At 70.5% G+C, this 26,173-nt stretch carries 22 protein-coding genes and 1 other RNA gene; 10 read left to right on the top strand and 13 right to left on the bottom strand.

All coding sequences use genetic code 11. From position 1 onward, the window contains the following. Positions 1–204: 204 nt before the first annotated feature. Positions 205–1,113, top strand: a complete 909-nt coding sequence (locus tag KIK06_RS16665) for a hypothetical protein (RefSeq protein WP_268643927.1) — start codon at positions 205–207, stop codon at positions 1,111–1,113. A 235-nt stretch (positions 1,114–1,348) separates the two neighbouring features. Here KIK06_RS16665 and KIK06_RS16670 read toward each other — a convergent pair whose 3' ends face one another. Then, positions 1,349–1,864 (bottom strand): NADPH-dependent FMN reductase, encoded by a 516-nt coding sequence (locus KIK06_RS16670; RefSeq protein WP_017596783.1) that lies wholly within the window; start codon positions 1,862–1,864, stop codon positions 1,349–1,351. A gap of 612 nt (positions 1,865–2,476) precedes the next feature. Between KIK06_RS16670 and nagA the strand changes: the two genes are divergently transcribed. The 7 genes from nagA (at position 2,477) to KIK06_RS16705 (ending at position 7,685) form a co-directional block, all read left to right on the top strand. Continuing rightward, on the top strand, positions 2,477–3,625 hold the full coding sequence (nagA, locus tag KIK06_RS16675) for an N-acetylglucosamine-6-phosphate deacetylase (protein WP_268643928.1): 1,149 nt from the start codon (positions 2,477–2,479) through the stop codon (positions 3,623–3,625). 83 nt (positions 3,626–3,708) lie between these two features. Further along, positions 3,709–4,017 (top strand): hypothetical protein, encoded by a 309-nt coding sequence (locus KIK06_RS16680; RefSeq protein WP_268643930.1) that lies wholly within the window; start codon positions 3,709–3,711, stop codon positions 4,015–4,017. Between the two features lie 121 nt (positions 4,018–4,138). After that, on the top strand, positions 4,139–5,002 hold the full coding sequence (locus tag KIK06_RS16685; RefSeq protein WP_268643931.1) for a cytochrome P450: 864 nt from the start codon (positions 4,139–4,141) through the stop codon (positions 5,000–5,002). Next, complete coding sequence (locus tag KIK06_RS16690) at positions 4,999–5,787, top strand: isocitrate lyase/PEP mutase family protein (protein ID WP_268643932.1); 789 nt, start codon at positions 4,999–5,001, stop codon at positions 5,785–5,787. Before KIK06_RS16685 ends, KIK06_RS16690 begins: the two co-directional genes overlap by 4 nt. Before the next feature lie 213 nt (positions 5,788–6,000). Beyond that, on the top strand, positions 6,001–6,822 hold the full coding sequence (locus tag KIK06_RS16695) for a hypothetical protein (RefSeq protein ID WP_268643933.1): 822 nt from the start codon (positions 6,001–6,003) through the stop codon (positions 6,820–6,822). 183 nt (positions 6,823–7,005) lie between these two features. Further along, positions 7,006–7,293 carry a hypothetical protein gene (locus tag KIK06_RS16700; protein WP_268643935.1) on the top strand — a complete coding sequence of 96 codons (288 nt, stop codon included), beginning with the start codon at positions 7,006–7,008 and terminating at the stop codon, positions 7,291–7,293. After that, the gene (locus tag KIK06_RS16705) at positions 7,290–7,685 is read left to right on the top strand and encodes a type II toxin-antitoxin system VapC family toxin (RefSeq protein ID WP_268643936.1); all 396 of its coding nucleotides are present in this window, start codon (positions 7,290–7,292) and stop codon (positions 7,683–7,685) included. The genes KIK06_RS16700 and KIK06_RS16705 overlap by 4 nt, the downstream gene beginning before the upstream one ends. Positions 7,686–7,755: 70 nt before the next feature. On the opposite strand, the gene ssrA is transcribed toward KIK06_RS16705, so the two are convergent. The 12 genes from ssrA to KIK06_RS16765 form a co-directional block, all read right to left on the bottom strand. Continuing rightward, positions 7,756–8,127, bottom strand: a transfer-messenger RNA (tmRNA) gene (gene ssrA, locus KIK06_RS16710). Positions 8,128–8,469: 342 nt separating this feature from the next. Then, the gene (locus KIK06_RS16715) at positions 8,470–10,524 is read right to left on the bottom strand and encodes a penicillin-binding transpeptidase domain-containing protein (RefSeq protein ID WP_268643938.1); all 2,055 of its coding nucleotides are present in this window, start codon (positions 10,522–10,524) and stop codon (positions 8,470–8,472) included. Between the two features lie 23 nt (positions 10,525–10,547). Next, positions 10,548–11,012, bottom strand: coding sequence for an SsrA-binding protein SmpB (gene smpB / locus KIK06_RS16720; protein WP_017596792.1), 465 nt, complete (start codon positions 11,010–11,012; stop codon positions 10,548–10,550). Positions 11,013–11,088: 76 nt separating this feature from the next. Then, on the bottom strand, positions 11,089–12,000 hold the full coding sequence (gene ftsX / locus KIK06_RS16725; protein ID WP_268643941.1) for a permease-like cell division protein FtsX: 912 nt from the start codon (positions 11,998–12,000) through the stop codon (positions 11,089–11,091). A gap of 90 nt (positions 12,001–12,090) precedes the next feature. Continuing rightward, positions 12,091–12,780 carry a cell division ATP-binding protein FtsE gene (gene ftsE / locus KIK06_RS16730; protein WP_017596794.1) on the bottom strand — a complete coding sequence of 230 codons (690 nt, stop codon included), beginning with the start codon at positions 12,778–12,780 and terminating at the stop codon, positions 12,091–12,093. A 371-nt stretch (positions 12,781–13,151) separates the two neighbouring features. Then, positions 13,152–14,273: a peptide chain release factor 2 gene (prfB, locus tag KIK06_RS16735; protein ID WP_026127270.1), complete on the bottom strand. Its 1,122-nt coding sequence runs from the start codon at positions 14,271–14,273 to the stop codon at positions 13,152–13,154. Positions 14,274–14,385: 112 nt separating this feature from the next. Further along, positions 14,386–16,524: a SpoIIE family protein phosphatase gene (locus KIK06_RS16740; protein WP_268643944.1), complete on the bottom strand. Its 2,139-nt coding sequence runs from the start codon at positions 16,522–16,524 to the stop codon at positions 14,386–14,388. 291 nt (positions 16,525–16,815) lie between these two features. Next, complete coding sequence (locus KIK06_RS16745) at positions 16,816–21,675, bottom strand: NAD-glutamate dehydrogenase (protein ID WP_017596797.1); 4,860 nt, start codon at positions 21,673–21,675, stop codon at positions 16,816–16,818. Between the two features lie 352 nt (positions 21,676–22,027). Beyond that, positions 22,028–22,723 (bottom strand): HAD family hydrolase, encoded by a 696-nt coding sequence (locus tag KIK06_RS16750; protein WP_026127271.1) that lies wholly within the window; start codon positions 22,721–22,723, stop codon positions 22,028–22,030. A gap of 376 nt (positions 22,724–23,099) precedes the next feature. Next, positions 23,100–23,687 (bottom strand): Uma2 family endonuclease, encoded by a 588-nt coding sequence (locus tag KIK06_RS16755; RefSeq protein WP_268646035.1) that lies wholly within the window; start codon positions 23,685–23,687, stop codon positions 23,100–23,102. A 57-nt stretch (positions 23,688–23,744) separates the two neighbouring features. Beyond that, a complete protein-coding gene (locus KIK06_RS16760) occupies positions 23,745–23,945 on the bottom strand; it encodes a DUF397 domain-containing protein (protein ID WP_268643946.1) in 201 nt (66 codons plus the stop codon). A gap of 2 nt (positions 23,946–23,947) precedes the next feature. Further along, a complete protein-coding gene (locus tag KIK06_RS16765; protein ID WP_327084647.1) occupies positions 23,948–24,805 on the bottom strand; it encodes a helix-turn-helix domain-containing protein in 858 nt (285 codons plus the stop codon). Positions 24,806–24,976: 171 nt separating this feature from the next. Here KIK06_RS16765 and KIK06_RS16770 point away from each other — a divergent pair, with 171 nt between their 5' ends. Beyond that, positions 24,977–25,294: a hypothetical protein gene (locus KIK06_RS16770; RefSeq protein ID WP_268643947.1), complete on the top strand. Its 318-nt coding sequence runs from the start codon at positions 24,977–24,979 to the stop codon at positions 25,292–25,294. A gap of 189 nt (positions 25,295–25,483) precedes the next feature. Further along, positions 25,484–26,128: a dihydrofolate reductase family protein gene (locus KIK06_RS16775; RefSeq protein ID WP_268643948.1), complete on the top strand. Its 645-nt coding sequence runs from the start codon at positions 25,484–25,486 to the stop codon at positions 26,126–26,128. Positions 26,129–26,173: the final 45 nt, after the last annotated feature.

The following is a 26,173-nucleotide window of genomic DNA, read 5'->3' on the forward strand; positions in this document are numbered from 1 at the left end:
GCGGGCGGACCCGGAACCGGTTCTCACCCGTCACGGACGGTTCCCCCGTTCACGGCCGATCACACGAGGGCAGGGGGCTCACCAACAGGGTAGTACGACGGGCCCGAGCGGTACCGCGTGGCCGAGCCACCGTGACGAGCAGACTAGAACTTGTTATACATTGCAGACCGGTCCGCACCGCCGTCCCGACCGAAGGGATCCACCGTGATCGGACTCCTGGTCGCGCTGACCTCCGCCATGGTCTACACCGTCGGCCTCACCGTCGAACAGCGCGCCCTGCACGGGTCGGAGTCGATCTCCGTCCACCGACCGCTCCACCTGGCGCGGATCCTGCTGGGCAACCCGCGCTGGGTGCTCGGCTGCGCGTTCGCCGCCCTGGGCAGCGTCGGCCTCATCGTCTCCCTGGGCCTGGCCCCGGTGTCGGTCGCCCAGCCCGCCTTCGCGGCGGGCGTGGCGGCCACGCTCCTCGTCGCGACCCTGGTCATGGGCGAACGCGTCACCTGCGGCGAGTACGTGGCGCTCGGCCTCATGCCGGTGGCCCTCGGCCTGCTCACCCTGTCCACCACCGACGGCGGCGAGACGGGGACCTCCGCGAACACCCCCGTCCTGGTCACCGTCAGCCTGGTGACGGTGGTCGCCTGTGTGGCGGTGATGGGCGCCGCCGGGCGCGGGGGCCGGTACGTGTCGGCCGCCGCGATGGGCGCGGCGGCGGGACTGGCCCAGGGCAGCGCCGGGCTCCAGGGCAAGGGGCTCGGCGGACTGCTGGCGGAGCACGGGGTGGCCGCGGCCGTCCTGCCCGCGCTGACCTCGCCCTACCCGTATCTGTACGCGCTGGGCTGGGCGGTGGGGATCGTGCTGTTCCAGACGTCGTTGCAGCGCTCGCGCGCCTCGATCACCGCCCCGGTGTCGAACGTGGTGGGCAACGTGTTCATGGTGGTGGCCGGAACCATCCTGTTCGGCGAGAGCCTGCCCGAGGACCCGGTCCTGTTCGCCCTGCGCGTCGGCGGGTTCGCGCTGACCCTGGTCGTGGTGGTCCTGGTACGCGGGAACGTGGCCAGCGCCGAGGCCGACACCAGCCGCCGCCGGGCCGCCGCGGTGGACGGCGCCCGCTGAGGGGCGGTGGCGGGCGACGGACGGGCCGAAGCGCAGCGAAGGCCCAGGGAAAACACCGTTCGGGCGCCGGCAGGGTTCTGCAAGACGAGGCAAGCCGCGAGCGAGGAACGAGCGACAGGCGAAGACGAGGATGAAGAATCCCTGCCTCGAGGGCGCACGAACCCCGGCCGAAGCGCAGCGGAGGCCCAGGGAAAACACCGCCGGGCCGCGCCCCCGCGCGGCCCGGAACCCGTGATCAGGCCGTGACGGCCACGGCCTCGCGCAGACCGGGGGCGGCGACGTCGGCCCACGCGCGCACCACGCCGCCGGGCCGGTCGGTCTCGTCCGTGGACAGGACCAGGCCGGGCTCGGCCACCCAGGCGCCCAGGTCGGCGAGGAGGATGCGCAGGTCCTCCTCGATCCCACGGCTGTTGCGCAGGTCCTCCACGACCGCCAGCGGCACCGCGACGGTGTGGCCCAGCCCCAGTTCGGGCAGGCGGTCCAGGAAGACCTTGAGCAGGCCGGTGTAGGTGCCGTGCACCTGCGGGGAGGCGACGAGCAGCACGTCGCTCTCACGCACCCGCTCCAGGGCGGCGTCGACCGAGGACGCGGACTCGGTGAGCAGGTCGGGCCCGATCTCCGCCAGGTCGACGACGGCGGGCTGGGCGTCGACCCCCACGCGGGCGGCGATCTCGGCGGCCGCGTCCAGGGCGGCGGCGCGGACGGAGGAACGGGTCTGCGGGGCGGCGACGAGCACGGTGAAGCGGGTCATGCGGAACTCCTGGGTTCGGTCAGAGCCAGCCGGGATCGACCGGAGGAAGCGTCAGAGGCGGTGTTCGTTGGGTGACACCGGAGGAGACGTCGTTCCCCTACCGACACCAGGCGCGGACGCCGTCGTCCGGGACTCGGTGTGCGGGCCTGGCAGGGGTGCTCGTCGGGCCGGGAAGCGGCCCAGAACCCAGTGACTGGGAGAGCTGAGTGTCCGGTGTCTGCGAGGGCACGGAGGGCACGGGGTACACCCGTGGCGCGGGGCGCGCGGGCCCCGCAAGGCGCTAGCTACGACAGAGCGCGCTCGCCTGCTGTCGGAGATCGACGTGCAGGCGCTGGACAAGCAGCTCACCGGCGGACATGCCCCCATGATGCGGCTCGCCGACCGCTATCGTCAATGCGTGTCGTCCCCCCGGTCACGGCCGGACCATCCCGGGAACCGGCGTCCACGTCGTGGACAAATCGTCCCACGGGTCAGGATTTCCCAGCTCCGCAGGGGGTCCCGCACCCTGGGAACAAAGGTCGGACCCCGCGCCCGGACCCGCCGGAACCCCGGTGTAATTTGCGACACACAGGCCGCACCCCGCCCTTCCCGAGACCCAGAGAGAGCCCGAACATGGTGCACACTCCCGTCACGCTCACCCACGCCCGGGTCGTCACACCCAACGGTGTCCACGACGGCTGGCTGCGGGTCGAGGACGGCCGCGTCGCCGAACTCGGCGCCGGCGCGCCGCCTCCCGGCCGGACCCACGACGTCGGCGGGGGCTGGGTGGTCCCGGGCCTGGTCGACACGCACATCCACGGCGGAGCCGGGCACGCCTTCCCCGACGCCGATCCGGAGGGCGCGCGCGAGATCGTCGCGTTCAACCGGGCGCGCGGCGTGACGTCGTTGGTGGGCGGGCTGGTCGCGGCCTCTCCGGAGGACACCGTCCGGCAGGTGTCGGCGCTGGCCGAGCTGTGCGAGGAGGGGGAACTGGCGGGGATCTACCTGGAGGGGCCGTTCATCGCGCGTTCCAGGTGCGGGGCGCACGACCCCGAGCTGCTGCGCGACCCGGACACCGCCGAGTTCGACCGCTGGCTCCGGGCCGGACGGGGCCATGTCCGCATGATCACGGTCGCCCCCGAACTGCCGGGCGCGCTGGATCTGATCCGCGCCGCCGCGTCCTCCGGCGTGGTGGCCGCGGTGGGACACACCGAGGCCTCCTACGAGCAGACCCTCGCCGCCTTCGACGCGGGCGCCACCGTCGCCACCCACCTGTACAACGCGATGCGTCCGCTGAACCACCGCGACCCGGGGCCGATCGCCGCGGCCCTGCGCGACGAGCGGGTGACGGTCGAACTCATCACGGACAACGTGCACGTCCATCCGGGCGCCGCGCGGCTGGTGTTCGCCTCGGCCGGCGCCGAGCGGGTGTCGCTGGTGACGGACGCGATGTCGGCGACCGGTCTGGGCGACGGTGAGTACACCCTGGGCGAGCTGCGCGTCCGGGTCAGCGGGGGCGAGGCCCGGCTGGTGGAGACCGGCGCGATCGCCTCCAGCACGATCGTGCTCCCCCAGGCGGTGCGCAACACGGTGTCCGACATCGGGGTGGACGTGCCCGAGGCGGTGCGGTCGGCCTCCTCGGTTCCCGCCGCGGCGCTGGGACTGGAGGGCACGGGCCGGATCTCCGTCGGCGCCCGCGCCGACCTCGTGGTCCTGTCCGAGGACCTCTCCGTCGAGCGAGTCATGCACCGGGGCGGGTGGACGGCCGACGGCGTGTCGTAGGTGCGGTACGTACTAGTAACTTTACTCTGAGCGACAATGGGTCAGGGCATCGAGGAGCAACGCTCGACACGAAAGGATCCGCTATGGCCCAGTCGAGACGGGCACACGACCAAGAAGCGTCCCACGTGCCCGCCGAGGAACGCGAACACCTGGAGAAACTCGCCGCGGAGCTGTCGCGCTACGACGTCACCACCGACGTGGCCGACGACCCCTCACCCAGGCTGAGGGTCGGCAATCCCGCGTCGGCCCACGCGGTGGAGGACGTGGTCTGCGAGCGCCGGGAGCACGGACACGCGTTCCTGGCGTCGTTCGGGGTGTACCTGGGCAGCAGCGGGAGCCTGGGCGTCACGGCGCACAAGGTCGCCTGGCTGGTGGGGGCCACCGAGGCCTGAGCCACCGGACGGACGGGGGGCGGTACCGGCCGGTACCGCCCCCCGTCCGTGTCCCCATGAGCCGTTCCGAGCCGGGAACGCTTCGGCGGGCGCCGAAACGTCCCCACCCTAGGATCGCGGCATGACCCCACCACTCCACGTCCGCGACCACGCGGGGATACGCGCGATCCTGGACGATCCGCGCTTCGCCGTGCCGCCGCCCCCCGAGGGCGGGAGCCCCCTGGACTGGCTGCGGCGGACCACCGTCCGGTTCTGCGAGGGAACCGACCACGACCGCCGCCGCGCGGTCGCCGAGGATCTGCTCCGCGGACTCGACCCCTCCCTCCTACGCGAGCGGGCCGCCGTCAGGACCCGCGAGGTATCCGCCGAGGCGGCGCCGTTCGTCCCCGTCGAGGTCCTCGCCCTCCACCTGGGCGTCTCCCCGGGCGCCCTCGCCCGGGTCGTCCCGGCCACGCGCGCGGTGGCCGCCGCCTACCAGCCCGGCGCCCCCGCCGAACACCTGGCTCCGGCCGACGAGGGCGTGCGGACCCTGGTCGGTCTGCTGCCCGACGGCGGACCCGAGGAGGCCGCGCAGCGCATCGCCCTCCTGACACAGTCCTGCGACAGCACCGCCGGGCTGATCCGCGGCGCCCTCGCCGTGGTCGACGAGTTCGGCCTCTCCATTCCCGGTGACCTGGGGGCTGAGGACCTCGTGGCCGAGGCCCTGCGCCTGACGTCCCCGGTCCGGGAGACGCGCCGCCGAGCCCTGGACGGTGCCGTCCTCGCCGGTCGCCCCGTGCCGCCCGGCACCGACCTCGTGCTCGACTTCGCCGCCGCCAACCGAGACCCGCGCGTCTTCCCCGACCCCGACCGCCCCGTTCCGGGACGTCCGGTGTCCGGACACCTCACCTTCGGGCACGGACGTCGGCCCTGCCCCGGCTCCGCCCACGCCCTGGCGCTGGCCCGCGGCGTGCTCGACGTCCTCCTGGCGGAGGGGGCCCGGTGAACGCCCACGAGGAGTTCCGCGACCTGCACCGCGTCGGCGCGCCCCTGGTGCTGCCCAACGCCTGGGACCACGCCTCGGCCGCCGCGTTGGTCGGCGCCGGGTTCCGCGCGGTCGGGACGACCAGCCTCGGCGTCGCGTCGGCGGCCGGGAAAGCCGACGCGGCGGGCACCGCCCGCGCGGAGACGGTCGCGCTCGCCCGCGGCCTGGCCCGACTGGACGCCCTGGTCAGCGTGGACATCGAGGGCGGGTTCGGCGACGATCCCGAACAGGTCGCCGGGCTCGCGCGCGAACTGGCGGAGACGGGTGTCGTCGGGATCAACATCGAGGACGGCCTACCGGACGGAACCCTCACCGACCCGGAACACCAGTCCGCGGTGATCCGCGCGGTGAAGCGGGCGGCGCCCGAACTGTTCGTCAACGCCCGGACGGACACCCACTGGCTGCCGGGGCCCGTGGGGGAGACGGCCGACCGGGTGGCCGCGTACCAGGAGGCCGGGGCGGACGGGGTGTTCGTCCCCGGCCTGCGCGACCCGGAGCGGATCTGCGCCCTCGTCGACGCGTTGGAGGCGCCGCTCAACATCCTGTACTCCCCCGACGGCCCCTCCCTGCTCGAACTCACCGAACTGGGCGTGCGCCGCGTCAGCTGCGGGTCGCTGCTGTTCCGGGCGGCCCTCCAGGCGACGGTCGCGGCGGCGACCGCCGTCCGGGAGGATCTGCCGCCCCCCGACGAGCTGCCCACCTACGCCGAGGCCGACGCCCTCGCCCGCGCCTACACGGGTTCCTGAGCGCCCCGGCGGGCCCGCGGTGCGGCACGATGGTGGTCGTGAGAGGGACGGCCTGTCGGGCGCGCGCCTGGACGGCGCGCACGGTGACCGTGGATCGGTCGCCGTGAACGGACATCCCGGAACGCCCGCGGGACGTCCCACCCGAGGAAGAAGCCCCGCGAGGACCGCATTCGCGGCAGGCGCCCACGCCAACGCCCCCACGCAGGAGTCTCCATGGCATCCCCCGGCCCCGCCGCTCCGTCGAAGAAACCGGTTCCCCGCGACAGCGGGCCGGTGCTCATCCGCCAGGTACGCCAGACGGCACTGCCCGTCGCCGCGGCGGTCGCCGTGGGGATCGGCTCCGCCGCCGCGACGACCGGTGTGCTGGCACACCAGGACCGGCCCCGGGAGATATCCGGGACGTCGGCCGCCATCAGCTACCGCAAGCCCGGGTCGACCGCGCGGGACTGGGTGACCTACGCCGACCACGTCATCCTGGCCCGGGTCGTGAGCGAGAGGACGGTCCCGCCCCCGCACGAGGATCCCGAACCCGGTGTGGGCGTCGGCCGGAACGTGACCCTGGACGTGCGGCGGGTGCTGTGGTCGGCCGACGACCCGCCCCGCCCGGTGCCCGAGATCTTCGAGTACTCCACCTGGGGATACACCCTCACCGGAGGTCTGGAGAACCACAGGCCCTCGGGGGTCGGGGACCAGCCGCGGCTGGAGGCCGGACACCAGTACGTCATGGCGATCGACTGGGAGGATGAGCGGTGTTCTCCCGGGGACGAGCGCCAGCCGGGAATGTGGATGGGGTTGGACAACAACTCCGCGGTCCCCGCGGACGACGGTGTCGTGGGCAACGGCGAGCTCGGTGGCCGGGTGACGGACGCGCGGGAGCGCGGCCGTTCCCCCCGGTTCGCGGACGAGGGACCCAACCCGACGGTCCAGGGGCGGATGATGGGCGAGGACGTGGACGCCCTGGCCCGGGAGTTGGCGGCCACCGCACCCGACCCCGCACCGGGCGACCACGACCTGGACCCGGCCCCCTGCGACTGACGGCTGGCCGACCCGCGCTGGACGGAGACGTCCGGGTCCCTGTGCACGGGAAGCCGCCTCGGGGCCTCTGCCGTCACCGGCCGCACCGATGAGGACACAGGTCCAAGCGTCATCGGCCTCCAGTGAAACCCCTGCTCACCCTCCGACCCCGCGCTCTAATAGAAGTTCCATTAGACTAGGGTCATGACTACTACGACAGACCCCACCCCCGGCGAGGGCCCGACCGTCACCAAGTCCGTGTCGCTGCACGAGGGGACCGTGGGCGCGGTCCTCCACAGAGTCAAGAACCCACGTGGCTTCTCCGCCTACGTGGAGAAAGCCGTACAGCGGCAGATCGAACAGGACATGCTCGGTGAACTGGTGGCCGCGCACGAGGCCGAACACGGGCCGTTGGATCCCGCACGGGTCACAGAAGCAGAAGAGGAGCTGATGGCCGCGCTCCACGGGGACCGCACGGGAGATTCCGAGTGAGCGGGACACTGGTCCTGGACTCCCAGGCCCTGTCTCTGTTCCTCCGGGGGGATGCCCGTACGGCCGAACGCGTCAAGGCCGCCCACAACAAGGGGGTCCGTGTGGTGGTCTCCGCCATCACCACCGTGGAGGCGGAGCCGACCGGCGTCCACCCCGCCCGCATGGACTGGGTGCTGTCCCGCCTGATCGTCTTGGACGTGACCCGGGACATCGCCCGGTCAGCCCAGAGGGTGCTGAGAGACGCGGGAATCACGGGTGGCCACATCCACGCCTTGGACGCCGTGGTCGTGGCGACCGCGTTGTCCGTAACCGGCCCTGTCGCCGTGGCGACCTCCGACCCCGACGACATCACGAAGCTGGCAGGCGGCCGCGTGGGAGTGATCCACGTCTGACCACCCCCGGAAACACGACGAGACGACCCCGCGAGCAAGCGCAGCTTGCGAACAGGGTCGCCTCGAAGACGAGTGGAGGTGGCGGGAATTGAACCCGCGTCCTTCAGTACCGAGCCAGGGCTTCTCCGGGTGCAGTCTGTGCTGCCGTTCTACTCGGCCCCAGCGCTTACACAGACACATCGCTGACGAGCCCAGCCACGAAGATGTCCCATCCGGGCCCCGTGGCCTGATCCGGACGGTAAGTCATCTAGCTGATGCCGGTACCTGGGCCGATGACGAGCTCAGACCGACAGAGTCACTATCGCTTAGGCAGCGAGAGCGAACTCGGAGTGCTTCTTATTGGCACTTGAATTTAAGCGAATGCAGGATTTACGAGGTCACAAACGCAACCCTCGACCCGCTTCCCCTGGAACGACTACCAAAGTCGAAACCGATCACCCCCTGTGGAATTGTCAAAGCCCCCCGTCGCCGGGCGGCCGACACGCGAGCGACGCGCGCTCGACGTGCATCACTCTACCGATACAACGCCGTGGGCACCAAGTGGATTCCCGGGAGCCGCCCCGGACAGGGAGAAACCCCCGCGGGCGCGGACGCAAGACGGGTCTACGCTGCCCGCGGGGGCGGTCGGCAGGGTCGGGCCGACCTTGGGAACCGACAGAGCCTCCCCCGAGATGAGGTCCTGTCTCCACTGGGCCGCTACCCCCTGTCGCGGCCCCAGTCATAGGGGAAGACGCGAACGACCCTCCGGGGGGTTGCCCGGAGGGTCGTTCGGATGCGAAGCCGCTCAGAAGCCCGGCTGGCCCGTGGTGTCCCCGGCCGTTCCCGAGGCGGTCCCGGTCGGATCGGTCGCGCCGTCGCCGGTCGTACCGGGGATGCCGGTCCCCTCACCCGTGGCACCGGTTCCGTCACCGGTCACACCCGTACCGCCCGCGCCCTCCGTCGGGGTCGGGGTCACCGGCTCGGGCGCACCGTTGGCCAGGTAGTCGAGGAAGGACACCGTCGAGTTCATCGCGTGGTGTGTCAGCAGCGTCACCTGCGGGTCCACCTCGGCCAGCACCGCGAAGGCCACGTCACCCTGGTAGCCGACGAACCAGTGCAGCGCCGTCCCGTCCTGCTCAGTGCGGGTGGCCTGCCCGTAGACCTCCTCGCCATACAGGTTCAGGCTCGGCATCCGGGTGGCGACCGCCTGGCGCATCCCCTCCCGGACCACCTCCAGGTCGGCCTCGTCCAGCTCCGAGGGCGCCACCGCCGCGGGGCCCTCCTCGCGGACCAGGCTCGGCGCGTGCCACGTCCCGTCGGCGACGGCCGCGGCGGCGAGTGCCATGGACAGCGGGCTCACCCGCACCCCCTGCTCGCCGTTCATCGCCTGGGCGACGTCGGCCGCGCCGTCACCGATGCTCACCTCGCCGGGGTTGCCGGGCAGCGGCAGCTGCCAGTCGGCGCCCAGGCCCAGCCGGCCGGCGGTCGCGGTGAGCGCCTCCGCCCCGACCTGGTCGCCGAGCTCCGCGAATCCGACGGTGCAGTGCCCCGCCAGGTTGGTGGCCAGGGTCGGGGTCACCGGTGCGACGCTCCCGGAGGGATTGGTGAAGGTCTGCCCGCCGACCTCGGCCTGGAAGCCGCACGGCATCTGCTCGCCCGGAGCGACCGCGCCCGACTCCAACGCCGCCAGCGACGAGACGATGGTGAACACACCGCCCGGGACGTAGGAGCCGGTGAGGGCGCCGTCGTCGGTGGTCCCGCCGTTCGCGCTCGCCGCGGCCAGGACGTCACCGCTGGCGACGTCGACGGCGACCAGGTAGCCGTTCCCGGGCATACCGGACAGAGCGGCCTCGGCGGAGCGCTGCACGGCCGCGTCCAGCGTGGTCCCGATACCGCCGCTGCGGTCACCCTCCCAGGACTCCAGGACGTCGGTGACCTCGCCGTCGGCGTCCAGGGAGACCACCTGGGTGGTGGCCGAACCCGCCAACTCGTTCTGGAAGATGTTCTGCAGGCCGTTCAGCCCGACGGTGTCACCGGCCTGGTAGGGCCCCGCGACGCGTGACGAGACCCGGTGCTCCGCCGTCCCGGCGACCTCGCCCAGCACGGCGGGGGCCACGGACGGCGTCAGGTTGATCTCGACCGCTTCGGCCCCCGCGCCGGGGATCGACCCCACCCGGCCGAGCAGTGCCTGGTCCACGTTGGCGTCGCGCATCAGCACGAGCGGCTGGAACTGCTCGGGCGGAGCGGAGCGCACGCGGTCGAGCAGCGGCTCCGACTCCTCGTCGAGGAGCTCGGCGAGTTCGGTGACGCCCGCCTCGACGTCGTCCATCCGCCCCGGGTACACCCCGAAGGCGGTCACGCTCTCACCGGCGACCAGGGGTTGACCCTCGCGGTCGAGGATCTGACCGCGCGCCTGGATCTCGTAGCTGACCGCGAGCCGCTCCCCGTCCTCCAGTTCGGGGTGGACCACGCTGGGCGACCAGGTGATCCGCCACCCGTCCGGGCCCCACTCCAGCGGCATCCGGCCGGTGTAGTTCCAGGTCGGGTCGCCGATGCCGAGGTCGGCGGTCACGTCGAACTCGGCGGTCGCGGAGTCGCCGTCGCGGTCGATCTGCCCCAGTCCGAACCGCAGGTTCGCCAGGTCCAGCTGATCGTGGACGTCGGCCAGGGCGCTCGCCACCTCACCGGTGTCTCCGGTGGTGAACGCGGCGGCCTGCTCGTGGTCCCCGTTCTGCCAGGCCAGCAGGAAGGAGCGAACGGCCACCTCAGGACTGGGGTTGGGCGTGCACGCGGCCAAGGTGAGGGCCATGGCCACGCCGCTTCCGGCGGCCGCGAATCGGCCGAGGAGACGGGGGGACACCGTGTGTGTTCCTTTCGGGCGCCTCATCGACGGCGGCGAAGCGCGCGTTCCATGTCCCGCTTGGCTTCGCGCTCGGCGATGGCGTGGCGCTTGTCGTACTGACGCTTACCGCGCGCCAGGGCGATCTCGATCTTGGCCCGGCCGTCGCTGAAGTACAGGGACAGCGGCACCAGGGTGTATCCGGGCTCCCGGGTCTTCCCGATGAGCCGGGAGATCTGCGCGCGGTGCAGGAGTAGCTTACGGGATCGGCGGGCGGCGTGGTTGGTCCAGGTCCCCTGGGAGTACTCCGGGATGTGGACGTTCTCCAGCCACACCTCCCCGTCGTGGATGTGGGCGAAGCCGTCGACGAGCGACGCCCGCCCCTCCCGGAGCGACTTGACCTCGGTCCCGGTCAGGACCAGGCCCGCCTCGTAGGTCTCGTCGATGTGGTAGTCGTGCCGGGCACGCCGATTCTGCGCGATGGGTTTGCGACCGGTCTCCCGTGCCACAGTGGTTTCCCTTCCATACGGTCGGGGGCACACGGCCCCCTGCTCCCCCGCGTGCCCCCTTCCGACGACCGTCGGATCAGATCTTCAGGTAGCGGCGCAGGGTGAGGAACGAGGTGATGGTGCACAGCAGCACACCGAGGATGATCGACACGCCGATGACGGCGAGCAGCGCGCTCGTGTCCACGGCCACGTCGAACTGGAACCACTCCTCGATCCGGCTGAGCAGCGTGAACCGGGTGGCCACGATGAACCCGGAGGCGATCAGACCACCGATGAAACCGGCGATCGCGCCCTCCAGGAGGAACGGGAGCTGGATGTAGAAGTTCGACGCGCCGACCAGGCGCATGATGCCGGTCTCCCGGCGGCGGCTGTAGGCCGACAGGCGGATGGTGTTGCCGATCAGCAGCGCGGCCGCGGCCAGCTGCACGCCCGCGACCACCAGGGCCGCCCACTTGAGGCCGTCGAGCAGGCCGAAGAAGTCCTCGAGCACGCTCTGGTCGTTGGAGACGCTGTCCACGCCCGGAGCCCCGGAGACCGCGTCACGCACCGTGTTGTAGTGCGACGGGTCGGTGAGCTGCACCCGGAAGTTGTCCGGGATGTCGCCCTCCTGCGCCGCGTTGGCGAGCGCCTCGTTCGTGGAGCCGATGCGCTTCTGGAAGTCCTCCCACGCCTCGGCGGCGGACATGTACTCGACGTCATCGACCTGGGACATGCCCTCGAGCTTGCTCTGGAGTTCGGCGCGCTGCTCCTCCGTGGCGGCGCCGTTCTCCTTGCACGCCTCGGCCGGGGAGATGTCGTTGCACATGTAGACGGTCAGCGTGATCCGACTGTCCCAGAAGTTGCGCATCTCCGACACCTGCTGGTTGACCAGCAGACCGCCACCGAACAGGGCGAGGGAGATGGCCACCGTGGTGATGACGGCGACCGTCATCGTCAGGTTTCGGCGCAGGCCGATCCAGGTCTCGGAGAGAACGAATTGTGCTCGCATGATCTGTTACAGGTCCATCCTTGGAAGCTTCGCCGCGCCGGTGTCCTCGCAGCGGTGGTCGGCGACCCGGCGCCGCGGGCGCGCCAGAGGTCAGTACGCCTGGCCGTAGACGCCGCGTGTCTGGTCACGCACCACGAGGCCCTCTTCCAGCTCGATCACGCGCTTGCGCATCGAGTCGACGATGGCGGCGTCGTGCGTCGCCATCACGACGGTGGTGCCCGTGCGGTTGATTCGGTCGAGCACCTTCATGATGCCGATCGAGGTCGCGGGGTCGATGTTTCCGGTGGGCTCGTCGGCCAGCAGGATCTGCGGGCGGTTGACGAACGCGCGCGCGATCGCGACACGCTGCTGCTCACCACCGGAGAGCTCACCGGGCATGCGTCCGGCCTTGCCCTCCAGGCCGACGAGTTCGACGACCTCGGGCACGACCTTGCGGATGAACCGCCGGGGCTTACCGATGACCTCCAGCGCGAAGGCGACGTTCTCGAAGACGTTCTTGTTCGGCAGCAGGCGGAAGTCCTGGAAGACGCAGCCGATACGCCGGCGCAGGTGCGGCACCTTCCAGTTGGACAGGCGCGCGAGGTCCTTGCCGGCGACGTGGACGCGCCCCTTGTCGGGCTTCTCCTCCTTCAGCACCAGCCGGAGGAAGGTCGACTTACCCGAGCCCGAGGGGCCGACGAGGAAGACGAACTCGCCCTTGTCTACGTCAATGGAAACGCCGTCGAGCGCGGGGCGCTTCTGGGTCGGATAGACCTTGGTGACGTTGTCGAAGTGGATCACAGGCGCATCACAAGGGTCTCGAAGGTATGGGCACCCGCACCGAAGCACGGCTTCCCGCGGGATCGTACCGGCCGCATGGCCAACCGACAGTGTATGGGGGCACGCCACCCGGATTGTCCCGATCGTGGCACACCATCCAGATCATGGCACCGTCGTGCGATGGCCACGAGCATATCGGAGGCGTCAACCGATGATAACGTTCATATATAGCCTTTTCGGTAAAAGTGCGGAGTCGCCCTCATCACCATTGGGACACGGATCACTCCGGCACCACGGGCACCCGTACCGCACCGCCGTCCCGGTGGTACCCGCGTTCCAGGACGACCGAACCCCGCGCGTGCCCCCGCCCGGAGGCGGGGACACTTCGAGGGTCAGCCCTGGCCGTCGTTCCGTTCCCGGCTGCGCATCCAGCGGATCTCCGCGTCGATGAAGTCGTCGATGTCGCCGTCCAGGACACCCGACGTGTTGCCGGTCTCCGCGCCGGTCCGCACGTCCTTCACGCTCTGGTAGGGGTGCAGGACGTAGTTGCGCATCTGGGTGCCCCAGCTGCTCGTCGACTCACCGCGGATCTCGTCCAGGGCGGCCTGCTCCTCCTCCCTCTTGCGCGCCAGCAGCTTCGCCTGGAGCATCGACATCGCGGTCGCCTTGTTCTGCAACTGCGAACGCTCGTTCTGGCAGGACACGACGATGCCGGTCGGCATGTGGGTGATCCGCACCGCGGAGTCGGTGGTGTTGACTCCCTGACCGCCCGGGCCACTGGAGCGGTACACGTCCACACGCAGCTCGGACTCGTCGATGTCGATGTGGTCGCTCTGCTCCACCACCGGGACGACGTCCACGCCGGCGAACGAGGTCTGCCGACGGTTCTGGTTGTCGAAGGGCGAGATGCGCACGAGGCGGTGCGTGCCGTGCTCACCGCGCAGGGTGCCGTAGGCGAACGGCGCCCGGACCGCGAAGGACGTGGACTTGATACCCGCCTCCTCCGCGTAGGAGGTCTCGAAGATCTCCGTGGAGTAGCCGTGCCGCTCGGCCCACCGCAGGTACATGCGCTGGAGCATCTGCGCCCAGTCGGCGGCGTCCACGCCACCGGCCTGGGAGTTGATCGTCACCAGGGCCTCGTGCTCGTCGTGCGGGCCGTTGAGGAGGGTGCGCACCTCCAGCTCGCCGATCTCCTTGCGCAGCTGTTCCAGCTCCGTGTCGGCCTCGACCCGGGTGTCGGCGTCCTCCTCCGCGGCGGCGAGCTCGTAGAGCACGCCGAGGTCGTCGAGGCGCTGCCCGATCGAACCGAGCTTGTTGACCGTGGACTCCAGACCGGAGAGCCGCCGCGTCACCTTCTGCGCGTTCTCCTGGTCGGCCCACAGTTCGGGGTCGGCGGACTGTTCACGCAGCTCGGCGATCTCGGTCCGCATCGCGTCGACGTCCACCACGGCGGTGACACTCGCGAGGGTCGCCGCGAGCTCCTTGATTTTCTCTGCTGGGTCCAGTTCTGCCACGCCCCCAGTCTAGGGCGTATACGGCGAGCGCTGCCCCTGGGCGTATACGGCGGGCACCGCCCCCAGGACGTACGCGGCGGACACCGCCCGTGGCGGGGAGAGACCGCCGGTGTCAGCCGCCGACCGGCCCCGGGCGGAGCAGGAGCAGGGCGATGTCATCGCTGTGGGGATCGGTGGCCCGGCCGTGCCGGATGAGGACGTCGGCGAGGGTGTCCATCGGCTGGTGCCCGGCTCGCGCGAGGTGTTCGGCGAGGTCGGTGATGGCGTCGCCGAGATCGGCGCCCGGGGCCTCGACGAGGCCGTCGGTGTACAGGGCGAGCACGGCGCCGGGCAGGATGGGGATCTCGGTGGCCTCGTAGTCGGCGGCCGGGTCGACGCCGAGCAGGAGCCCGTGCGGCGGATCGAGGACTTCGGCGCGGCCGTCGGGGTGGCGCAGCAGCGGGGGAAGGTGCCCCGCGGAGGCCAGGTGGGCGCGGTGGCGCGCAAGGTCGATGTGGACGTAGAGGCAGCTGGTGAACAGGCCCGGGTCGAGGTCGGTGAGCAGGCGGTTGATCCGGGTGAGGACCTCCCCGGGAGGCGCTCCCGCGGTGGCGTGGACGGCGGTGCGGACCTGCCCCATGAGCGCGGCGGCCCGTACGTTGTGGCCTTGGACGTCGCCGATCGCGGCGGCGACGGTGGTGTCGTCGAGGCGGATGACGTCGTAGAAGTCACCGCCGATGTCCATGCCGTGGGTGGCGGCCAGGTAGCGCGCGGCCGCCTCCAGCCCGGGCACGTCGGGGAGGGCGGCCGGGAGCAGCCCGGTCTGCAGGCCGTGGGCGAGCTGGTGTTTGGCGTCGTACAGACGGGCGCGATCCAGGGCTTGGGCGATCAGCCCGGCGAAGGAGGTCAGGGCGGCGCGGTCGTCCGGCGTGAAGGGGCGGGGCTCGTCATAGGAGACCACGCAGCAGCCGACCGGGCGCCCGGAGACGATCAGCGGCAGGAAGGCCCAGGACGCCCTTCCGGTCAACCGCGGGATGTCGGGGTTGAGCCGCGCCATCTCACCGGGGGAGGCGAAGAAGAGGGGCATCCCCCTGATCAGGGCGCGCACGGCGGGGGATGTCTCGTCCCGGAAGGGGGGAAGGTCGAGGCGGTCGATGACCTCGGGCCGGTAACCGCGGTGGCCGACGACACGGAGCCGGTCGCCCTCGGCCACGGCCACGACGAAACCCTGGGCGCCGAAGGCGGACATGACCTGGTCGGCGGCCAACTCGACCACGTCCCGCACGCTGACGGCCTCGGTGAGCGTGGCGGCCAGGTGCATCAGGTCGTACAGCGACCCCGCCCTCGCCGACGCGGCGTGGCCCTCCCCGTGCTCCGATCCCAGGATGGCCCCCGGGACGGTGCCGTCAGCGGGGGTGATGAGGACGCTGATACCGGAGGCGTCCGGGTAGAGCCGGAAGTCCAACCGCCGGTCCGGTGGGCACAGGGCGGTGAAGGACGTGGGGCGGCGGCTGATCACCGCGGCCCGGTAGCGGTCCTCCACGGCCGGGTCGTCCAGCCACGGCAGCGCCTCCCAGGGCAGTGCTCCGAGCAGGTTCGGGACGCTGCTCCCGACCAGGTCGGCCGCGGTGGCGTCGATGAAGGTGATCCGACCTTCCAGGTCCAGCGCGCAACAGCCCTCCGGGAGGCGGCCGGCGAAGTCCACCGCGGCCAGCGCCTCGACCAGCGCGGGCCTGCGCGGACGCGGCGGGGACCACAGGTGCGGCTCGCCTCCGGCCAGTACGGGGTGCCCGTCCTCGGCGGCGTTCTGGAGGACCGCGCCCATGCGGTCGCAGGTGCTCTCGACCGTCTCACGCTCGTACGCGCTCAGCTGCGGCTGGTGCGAGCCGGGCCACAGAAGGACCACGCTGCCCCACACCGTGGTGCTGGTCGTGATCGGCGCGGCGGCCAGCGCGAGGTGATAGGGCAGGACGAACGCGAGCCGCGGGTAGCGGAAGGACAGCTCGGCGTGGCTGCCGACCCACACCAGGCGCCGCTCGCGCACGGCCTCGGCCGCGGGGATCGGATCCACCAGCGACACGCGCGCCCACGGCGCGGCGACCTGGCGGGACCCCCCGGACAGCGCGACCAACCGCAGTATCCGATCGCCCGGCGCCCACAGGTACACCGAACCCACCGAGGCACCGGTCTCCCGCACGACCCGGGACAGGGCGCGGTCCAGCAGCTTAGGTCCGGATTCCGTGCCAGGATCGGAGCCGTCGGTCTCCCGCACGCTCTCACCCTCTCCCGTGCGCCCCGTAGGAGAATCCCCCTCCGCGCCCCACCCGCCTCGGTCGGAGTCGAACGGCACCGCCCGCCCGCGTTCCGGACGGCGATGCCGCCGGTGACGGGCTGGCCGATCCGGTGGTGGTGTCGCACCGGATCCGCGGAAGCGCCCATATGAACACGATACGCCCAGGTGACCGACGGGGCGCGTGGTCGACACCACGCACCCCGTCCTCGTGTTCCGTTGCCCGGAGCGGTCACCCCGCCGGAGCGGGGCGAGGGCCCGAGGCGGGATCTCCTAGTCCACCAGGGAACGGATGGAGCGCAGGGCCACCGACAGCGTCGGCAGGTCGAAGCGCTCGCTCTCCTGGATCTCGGAGAGGGTGATCCCCGACCGCTCCACGCTGTCACGGTTCTGTTCGGACCAGGCGTCGAGCAGTTCGGCCGTCGAGTCCGTGTCGGCCGCCTCCAGCACGCGCCCGGTGAGGTCGGCGTGCGCGGAGTACAGGTCGTCGCGGAGCGCGGAACGCGCCATCGTCGCCCACCGGTCGTCGCGCGGCAGGTCGATGATCCGCTCACGCCACCAGCTGATGTTGAGCCGGTCGGCGAGCTCGAAGTACAGCTCGGCGACCTTCTCCACCGGGCGGCCGGTGCGGTGCGCGATCTCCACCAGGTCGAGGGTGGAGTAGGCGGGCACCATCACGGCGACCCGCTCGGCCAGTTCGGCGGGCACGCCCATCGACACGTACCGGTCGCGGCGCTCGACGTAGGCCTCCCGGTCGCGCCCCTTGACCAGGTCGACCAGGCGCGGCAGGACCTCGCCCACCCCGTCGGCGAAGTAGCCGATCTCGCTTCGGATGTCGAAGGGGAAGCTGCGGTGGCGCAGCAGCCACCGGGCGGAGCGCTCGGCGAGCTTGCGGGTCTCCAGCAGCAGTGCCAGCTGGCTGTCCACCGAGATCACGTGGTCCAGTTCCTCGACCTCGCCCCAGTACTTGCGCAGCTGGAGCACCTCCTGGACGACCAGGTAGGCGCGGGCGATGTCGGCGGCGCTGGAGCCGAGCTCCTCGTTGAGCCGGAAGGCGGAGGTCACCCCGGAGCGGTTGACCATCTGGTTGACCACCTGGTTGACGATGATCTCCCGGCGCAGCGGGTGCGAGGCCACGCTCGGGGCGAAGCGCTCCGAGCGCAGCGGCGTCGGGAAGTAGTCGGTCAGGGTGTCGGCCAGGTAGGGGTCGTCGGCCAGGTCCGACCGGCCGATCTGCTCCTTGAGGTCGATCTTGGTGTAGGACAGCAGGGTCGCGAACTCGGGGCTGGTCAGCCCCTTGCCCGCAGTGCGCCGCTCGGCGATGACCTTGTCGGAGGGCAGGTCCTCCAGCTTGCGCTTGAGGAGCTTGGTGCGCTCCATGTGGCGCATGTAGCGGCCGTGGACGTGCAGCATCTGCGTGTCCTGCTTGCGCGCGGCGGCGAGCACGGTGTTCTGCGCGTAGTTGTTGTCCAGGACCAGCGAGGCGACCTCGTCGGTCATGTCGATGAACAGCTGGTCGCGGTCGGCCTTGGACAGTTCGCCCGCCCGCACCTCGCGGTCGAGCATGATCTTGATGTTCACCTCGTGGTCGGAGGTGTCCACGCCCGCCGAGTTGTCGATGGAGTCGGTGTTGATCCGACCGCCCTCGCGGGCGTACTCGATCCGGGCCGGCTGGGTCAGGCCGAGGTTGCCGCCCTCGCCGACCACCTTCACGCGCAGCTGGTCGGCGTTGACGCGTACCTGGTCGTTGGCCTTGTCGCCCGCGTCGGCGTGCGCCTCGGTGCTCGCCTTGACGTAGGTGCCGATGCCGCCGTTCCACAGCAGGTCGACGGGGGCGGTGAGCACGTACCGGATCAGCTCGTCCGGGGTGACCGCCTCGACCTCCGGGTCGATGCCCAGGACCGCCTTGACCTGCGGCGTGAGCGGTACCGACTTGGCCGAGCGCGGGAACACGCCACCGCCCTCGGAGATGAGGTCGGAGTCGTACTCGGCCCAGGTGCTGCGCGGCAGCTCGAACATGCGCCTGCGCTCGGCCCAGGAGGCGGCCGGGTCGGGGTCGGGGTCCAGGAAGACGTGGCGGTGGTCGAAGGCGGCGACCAGCCTGATCTGCTTGGACAGCAGCATCCCGTTGCCGAACACGTCACCGGACATGTCGCCGATGCCGACGACGGTGAACGGCTCCTCCTGGACGTTCACGCCCATCTCGCGGAAGTGGTAGGCCACCGACTCCCACGCGCCGCGGGCGGTGATGCCCATCGCCTTGTGGTCGTAGCCGACCGAACCGCCGGAGGCGAAGGCGTCGCCGAGCCAGAAGTCCCGTCCCAGGGAGATCTCGTTGGCGATGTCGGAGAAGGTCGCGGTGCCCTTGTCGGCGGCGACCACCAGGTAGGAGTCGTCGCCGTCGTGCAGGACGGTGCGCTCGGGGTGGACCACCTCGCCGTCGACCAGGTTGTCGGTGACGTCGAGCAGGCCGCTGATGAACTGCTTGTAGCAGGAGACGACCTCGGCCATCACCTGGTCGCGGGTGCCGTCCTTGGGCAGGCGCTTGCAGACGAATCCGCCCTTGGCGCCGCTGGGGACGATCACCGAGTTCTTCACCATCTGGGCCTTGACCAGGCCGAGGATCTCGGTGCGGAAGTCCTCGAAGCGGTCCGACCACCGCAGGCCGCCGCGGGCGACCGAGCCGAAGCGCAGGTGCACGCCCTCGACCCGCGGCGAGTACACGTACATCTCGAACCGGGGCCGCGGGTGCGGCAGGTCCGGGATCTCCTGCGGGTTGAGCTTGAGCACCAGGTACGGGTGGCCCTGGTAGTGGTTGGTGCGCAGGGTGGCGTTGATCGCCGCCGTGAACGACCGCAGGATCCGGTCGTGGTCCAGGCTGGCGACCGCCTCCAGTTCGCCCTCGATCTTGCGGAGCAGGGCGTCGGAGCGCTCGTCGCGCCCGGCGTCGGACTGGTCGGGGTCGAAGCGGGCCTCGAACAGCTCCACCAGCAGGTTGGCGATGGAGACGTTGGCGGCGAGCACGTCGGCGATGAAGTCCGGCGTGAACGTGGCGCCCGTCTGGCGCAGGTACTTGGCGTAGGCCCGCAGCACCATGAGCTGGCGCCAGTCGAGCCCGGCCCGCGCCACGAGGGCGTTGAACCGGTCGGACTCGCCGAGGTCGCGCCAGGAGGCGTCGAAGGCGTCCTCGAACAGCTCCTTGAGCCGTGAGGAGGCCAGGTCCGTCGAGGGAATGGGGCCGAGGCCGAAGTCGTAGATCCACACCCGGCCGACGTCCTTGACCGTGATGTCGTAGGGCCACTCGTCGACGACCTCGACGCCCAGGTTCTCCAGGACCGGCAGGACGCGGCTCAGCGAGATGGGCTCACCGATCCGGTAGAGGCGGAACCGCCAGTCGTCGGCGTCCGGGTCGGGCCGGTAGAGCTCGACGCTGAACTCGCCCGCCCGCTGGTCGGGGTCGGTCCGGCCGAACAGCTCCTCCAGCTCGCCGACGTCGGTGGCCGCGACCTCCGGCGCGTTGTCGACGCGGTAGGCCTCGTTCATGCCGCTCGCGTAGCGGTCCTTGAGCTCCGTGGCCAGGGTGGGGCCGAACCGCGCGGTGAGGGCGGTGTCGAAGTCGGTCTCCCAGGAGCGGGCGGCCTGGCGGACGCGCTCCTCCAGGGCGACCTGGTCGATGTCGGCGAGGGTCTGCCCGTGCTGGGCCCTCGCCACCAGGTACAGGCGGGCGAGCGGGGCCGCCCCGACCATGACGTTGTGGTCCATCGTCGCGCCCTCGAACGCCTCGGCGAGGGCGCTTTGGATGTCCAGGCGCACGCGGGTGCTGTACTCGTCGCGCGGCATGTACACGAAGCAGGACATGTACCGGCCGCCGTAGGGGTCGCGGCGCATGAACAGCTTGGTGCCGCGCCGGTCGCGCAGGCGCAGGACACCGCGGACGATGTTGTACAGCTCGTTGACGGGGATCTGGAGGAGTTCCTCGCGCGGGAAGGTCTCCAGCAGCTCGATGAGGTCCCTGCCGTCGTAGCTGTCGGCCTCGAACCCGGCCAGCGCGAGCACCTCGGCCTGCTTGCGGCGCATGATCGGGATCTGCGTGATGCTCGCGGTGTTGGCCTGCGGCGTGAACAGGCCGAGGAAGCGCCGCTCACCGACGATGTTGCCCTGGGCGTCGAACTTCTTGACGCCGATGTAGTCGAGGTACTTGGGCCGGTAGACGGTGGCGCGGGAGTTGGCCTTGGTCAGGACCAGGACGTAGGGCTCGCGGGCCTTGGCGCGGATCTCCGGGGGCAGGGCGGCGAAGCTGGTCGAGGCCGGGGAGTCCATGCGCAGGATGCCGAGCCCGGATCCGGGTTCGGGGCGCAGGGCGTCGTCGCCGTTCTCGTCGGTGACCAGCGCGTACTCGCGGTAGCCCATGAAGGTGAAGTGGCGGCCGGCCGCCCAGCGCAGGAAGTCGACGCTCTCGCCGATCTCGCGGGGGTCCACGCCACCGGCGGCGAGGCGGTCGGGGTAGGCCGCGAGCTCGTCGGCGATCCGGATCGCCCGGTCGCTCATCTTGGCGGAGTCCTCGTTCACGTACCGGACGTCGTTGAGGACGCTCTCGACGCGGTCGGTGATCTCCTTGATGCGCTCGGGGTCGGTCTGCCGGTCGATCTCGATGTGCATCCACGACTCGTCCGTGGGCAGCAGGCCCTCGCCGCCGATCTCCGGGTCGACCTCGCGCAGGACGCCCTCCAGGTCGCGGCCGACGGTCATCTGGGGGTGGATGATCAGGCGGGCGCCGGCACCGAGCTCGTTGAGCGCCATGGTGACGGAGGAGACGAGGAAGGGGGCGTTGTCGGTGACGATCTCCAGGACACTGGTCTGCTGCTCCCAGCCGTCGTGTTCGACGGTGGGGGTGAACACGCGGACCTTGGCGCGGCCGGGCACCCGTTCGAGGCCGAACTCACGGTGCGAGGCGGCGATGCCGCAGATCTGCTCGGGGGAGCGGCCGACGAGCTCCTCGGGGTCCGTGTGGCGGTAGTAGAGGGGGAGGAAGCGGCGGACGGCCTCATCAGGGCTCAACCGGGGCCCTGGGGACCACCGGGAGGCCGCGTCGGTGAGCAGCTTCTGGAGGAAGACGTCGGATTGCCCGGACATATGGCTCTCTCACTCCTTTGTGAGCAACGTCGTGGAGCAGCGGAGGAACACCCGGTCATATGACCTGTGAACTTCCGTGCCGTGTTGTGAGGATCTGTGAACCCCTCTGGCCGCGAGGGACGCACGTGGACGGTGATTGGGTGTGTACCTGTGCGCACAGGCGAAGGTCGGCGAGGTCTCGGGACGCCGTTGTCCCGTCCCCACCCGCAGACCAGGCTACTGGTTTTCGCCACTGAGAACAGGACCAACACCGTTACGCGGTGATTACGTACTGTTAGAACCGGATTGCGGGGGTCCGTCACCCCGCGAACGCCCCCGTTCGGCGGCCTCCTGTGAGGGCGTGTGAGAGGCGTCAGGAGGTGGTCGCCTGGTGGACCGCGGTCATCACCGCGCGCGGGTCGGTCAGGTCCTCCAGGACCGCCGTCGCCCCGGCGTCGCGCAGCTGGCCCTCGGTGGCGGACCCGGTGAGGACGGCGACGGGGGTGGCACCGCCGATCACCGCCGCGCGCACGTCGGGCACGGAGCTGGTGACCAGGACCGTTTCGCTCTCGGCGTAGGTGTGGCCGCCCTCGCCCGCCGCGTGCAGCCGGATCGACTGGATGAGGCTGGACTTGGGGTAGTTGACCGATCCGAACCCGCCCACGGCCAGGTCCAGGTAGGAGTCCAGGCCGAACGCCGCGAGCTTGGCCGTGGCGGTCGCGCGGGTGCTGCCGCTGACCACGGTCTGGACGGTGTCGGGCATCCCCGCCACCGCCGCCAGCGAGGCCGTCGCGCCGGGCATGACGCGGCCCTTGGCGGGGAGTTCGTCCGCGCGCCGGACGAAGGCCGCCTCCAGGGCGGTCAGAAAGCGTTCGAGGGTGGCGTTGTCGGGCTCGACGTCGGTGTCGTTGCGGGCGCAGAACTCGAAGAACATCTCCGAGTCCGTGCGCCCCTCGGCGGAGGTCAGGTAGACGAGGGGGTCACCGGTGACCTCCTCGAAGGCCTCCGCGTGGGCGGCCCTCATCACGCGGCCCGCGTCGAGGAGGGTGAGGTCGACGTTCCATAGCACCAGGCGGCTGATGGCGGACTCCTCGGGGATCGGGGGCGGGGGACGCACCCATCTTGCCGTATGGGCGGATCGGGGCGGTAACGGGCCCGAGACCGAGCCGTGGCCCCGCCGTGTCCGTGTCCGGGTCGGTCACGTCCGCGCCCGGGGTCGGCGCGCGCTGTTATCTTGTCGAGCGCGAATCCGGCGATCCACCCCTTTCCGGGCATGGCCGCCGGGTCACGAACGCGGTGAGGAACGGGGACAAGGCGCGCATCGCGCCCGGCGGCATCGTGATCACCGGCTCCGGCACGGGCAGGGGACCACGCCCACGTCATCGGGCCGAGACCGCGGGGAGGGAGGAGAAGTGACCCGCGAGGCCCAATCACCTCGCGGGGGTTCAGCCTCCGATGTGCTTCTTCCAGGGGCCGTCGGCGACGAGCCAGTGCGGGACGATCCGGATCGGGAAGGGCAGCTCGGTCTCGAAGACGTCCTCTCCGTAGACCTGGGTGATGTCCCGGTACTGGCCGTTCTCCAGGCGCATCTCACTGATGCCGACCTTGTCCGGGTGCGGGTTGACGATCCAGTAGGACTCGATCCCGAAGGCGGCGTACTCGGCGCGCTTGGTGTTGCTGTCGCGGAGCACGCTCTCGGGGGAGAGGATCTCCACGGCCAGCAGCGGCGGTTTGGTCAGATAAGGGCGTTCGGCGGCGTCGGCCCGGATGACCGCCAGGTCCGGGATTCGGTGATGGGTCCGGTCCGCGTTGAAGTTGATACCCGGACCGGTGAGCACGGTGAACTCGTCGGGTGCTTCCGCGATGAGATGGTAGGTCAGGCGGGAGTCCACGGACGTGTGGTCGAAGACGGGGGCCGGAGACACGTCAAGCCTCCCGTCGACCAACTCGTAGCGCCGCCCGTCGTCCGGCATGCGCGCCAGATCGTCGACGGTCAGGGGCCGGTCGGGTGCTTCCGTGTCCCGGATACTCATGACAGACATACTGCCTCCTCGACTCCATGAGAGCCAGTATCCAGAGCGATCCCCTGGTTACCGACGGGTTTCCCGAAGAACCCGCGTTGGAGAGGTCACCAGTCGGGCGAAGGACACCCACTCGGCGGCCTCGACAGGGAGAAAGCCCAGTTCGGGGTGCTTGGAGTCGCGGATGGCCGCACCGGTGGGCAGGTCGGCGACCTCCACGCAGTTCTCTCCGCCAGTGGAGTAGGAGGACTTACGGAACTCCAGCAACATGGTCAGGCTCGCTTGTCGTGCTCGGCGGCGATGGAACTGATGAGGTCGATCGACCCCTGCGGATCCAGCGCCAGGTTCTGGACGGCGTCGAAGATCAGCGCGTGCTGATCAAAGTAGTCTTCGTCCTCAACGTACAGCGCCTCAACCACAGTGGGGATCGAGACGATCCCCGGCTCAGGCCGGGGGAAGTCGAACAGAGTGAACGCTCCATCGATCGCAGGATGAGCACCAACCTCATCTGGAAGCACCAGAACCGTCACCTTGTAGTGAGCAGCCATGCCGACGAGGAAGCGAAGCTGCTCCGCCATGACAACGTGAGAACCCACAACCTTACGCAGAGCAGGCTCATCAACCACGGCAGTCAGATATGGGCCTCTGGGCTTATCCAGCACAGCGCGACGCGCCATGCGTGACTCCACTTTGCGCTCGATCTGCTCTTGAGGCACCACCTGACTAGCTTTCACCACAGCCGCCGCGTAGGCAGGGGTCTGGAGCAGACCAGGAACCACAACTGCCTCGTAGGACCTGATTCGAACAGCCTCAGCTTCCAGGTCAGGCAACGAACCGGGAAAGAGGTCAGCGTATTCATGCCAATCGCTGCGCCCGCGAGCCGTCTCGGCCAGACTGAGAAGGTGCTCCCGCTCCTCCCCCACGACCTCGTAGATCTCCAGCAGAGTTTCGATCTCTTCCCGCTTCGGGAACTTCCACTCGTTGCGCTCGATGCGGGTGAGTCTTGCGCCCGAGGTCCAACCCATGCGCTTGGCGACCTCCGCGGACGTCAATGCGGACTTCTCGCGCAGTCGCCTCAGGGCTGCGGACAGCCGACGACGACGCACACCCGGCGCCCCACTCGCAGTCACACGGACCCCCACTCTCCACTCGGATCTGCTCCCTGATCGTAGACCCCACGCCATGAGAAAAATCCTTGCGGACAAGAATTAAGCCTTGAGATCCTTGCGCGCAAGGATCATCCTGGACTCAGTCGCACACCCCTACCGGGTGGCACCTCCTCTGAGTTAGGAGCTGACTCCATGGCGTCAACGAACGTGCCCAGCGTCGAGCTGTACACCGAAGTGGTCCAGGTGATCCGGGGAGGTGAGCCCGACGACGACGGCATCTCCCTCGCGGGCCGCATCTCTCCCCTCACGCCCACCTACAACACCCACACCTGCGCGTGTTCCTGCATGCCCCTCCCCCACAGCCTGTGGGAGTACCTGGAGCGGCTGAACCCCTACGCCGACGACAGTGACGTCTGGCTGCGGGTCCTCTGCGAGGGCGACGACGGCACGGACCTCCCCGAGGGCGCCACGCTCATCGGCTCCCGGCGGGTGAGCTACCACGTCAGGTGAACAGGCATCCGTGCCGTTGGGCGACGCCACCCTCGTACCGTGGCGCCGCCCATCAGCACGGCCGCCATCAGGCGACAGGTCGAACCGACACGCGGCGGGTGGTCGCTCTCCTTCGGACGTTCTGTCCCCATGCGGTTGTACGGTGCCACCGGTCGCGAAACGTGATCGGAGATCCCCGGAGGAGGGTGCATGTCGCAGCTGTTGAGGGTCCACTGCTTCTGCGTGTCGCGGGACGGGTTCGGCTCCGGTGAGGGGCAGAGCCCGGAACGGCCCTTCGGGCACGCCGACCCCACCGCCCTGTTCTCCTGGGCGGGCGCCACCGCCAGCTGGCCGAACCGCACCGACCTCGGCGGTTCGCGCGGGCTGGACGACTACATGACCCGCGAGTTCGCCCGCGACATCGGCGCGGAGATCATGGGGCGCAACAAGTTCGGCCCCCAGCGCGGCCCCTGGAAGGACCACGAGTGGAAGGGGTGGTGGGGCGACGAACCGCCGTTCCACACGCCGGTCTTCGTGCTCACCCACCACGTACGCCCCTCCTTCGCCCTGTCCGACACCATCTTCCACTTCCTCGACGCGACACCGGCCGAGGCGCTGGAGCGCGCGAAGGAGGCGGCCGGGGGCAAGGACGTGCGGCTGGGCGGCGGGACCACCACCATCCGCGAGTTCCTCGAGGCCGACCTGGTCGACACGTTGCACGTGGCCGTCGCACCCGTCGACTTCGGCGGGGGTGAACGGCTGTGGGAGAGCCCCGAGGAGCTGGACGACCGCTTCCACCACGAGGCGGTGCCGAGCCCCAGCGGGGTCACCCACCACCTGTTCTGGCGGCGCTGACCCCTGGCCCGCGCCGAACCGTCATGCCGGGCGGCACAGAGTTTT

Origin of the sequence: Nocardiopsis sp. EMB25, assembly GCF_026797795.1 — a bacterium.
Lineage (GTDB): Bacteria > Actinomycetota > Actinomycetes > Streptosporangiales > Streptosporangiaceae > Nocardiopsis > Nocardiopsis lucentensis.

Excerpts from the sequence above, each read along its gene's own strand:
- KIK06_RS16695 (WP_268643933.1), top strand. The coding sequence starts at position 6,001 with ATGGCATCCCCCGGCCCCGCCGCTCCGTCGAAGAAACCGGTTCCCCGC.
- ftsX (WP_268643941.1), bottom strand. The coding sequence starts at position 12,000 with ATGCGAGCACAATTCGTTCTCTCCGAGACCTGGATCGGCCTGCGCCGA.
- KIK06_RS16700 (WP_268643935.1), top strand. The coding sequence starts at position 7,006 with ATGACTACTACGACAGACCCCACCCCCGGCGAGGGCCCGACCGTCACC.
- KIK06_RS16685 (WP_268643931.1), top strand. The coding sequence starts at position 4,139 with ATGACCCCACCACTCCACGTCCGCGACCACGCGGGGATACGCGCGATC.
- KIK06_RS16760 (WP_268643946.1), bottom strand. The coding sequence starts at position 23,945 with ATGTTGCTGGAGTTCCGTAAGTCCTCCTACTCCACTGGCGGAGAGAAC.
- nagA (WP_268643928.1), top strand. The coding sequence starts at position 2,477 with ATGGTGCACACTCCCGTCACGCTCACCCACGCCCGGGTCGTCACACCC.
- KIK06_RS16745 (WP_017596797.1), bottom strand. The coding sequence starts at position 21,675 with ATGTCCGGGCAATCCGACGTCTTCCTCCAGAAGCTGCTCACCGACGCG.
- KIK06_RS16680 (WP_268643930.1), top strand. The coding sequence starts at position 3,709 with ATGGCCCAGTCGAGACGGGCACACGACCAAGAAGCGTCCCACGTGCCC.
- KIK06_RS16755 (WP_268646035.1), bottom strand. The coding sequence starts at position 23,687 with ATGAGTATCCGGGACACGGAAGCACCCGACCGGCCCCTGACCGTCGAC.
- KIK06_RS16670 (WP_017596783.1), bottom strand. The coding sequence starts at position 1,864 with ATGACCCGCTTCACCGTGCTCGTCGCCGCCCCGCAGACCCGTTCCTCC.
- KIK06_RS16775 (WP_268643948.1), top strand. The coding sequence starts at position 25,484 with ATGTCGCAGCTGTTGAGGGTCCACTGCTTCTGCGTGTCGCGGGACGGG.
- KIK06_RS16770 (WP_268643947.1), top strand. The coding sequence starts at position 24,977 with ATGGCGTCAACGAACGTGCCCAGCGTCGAGCTGTACACCGAAGTGGTC.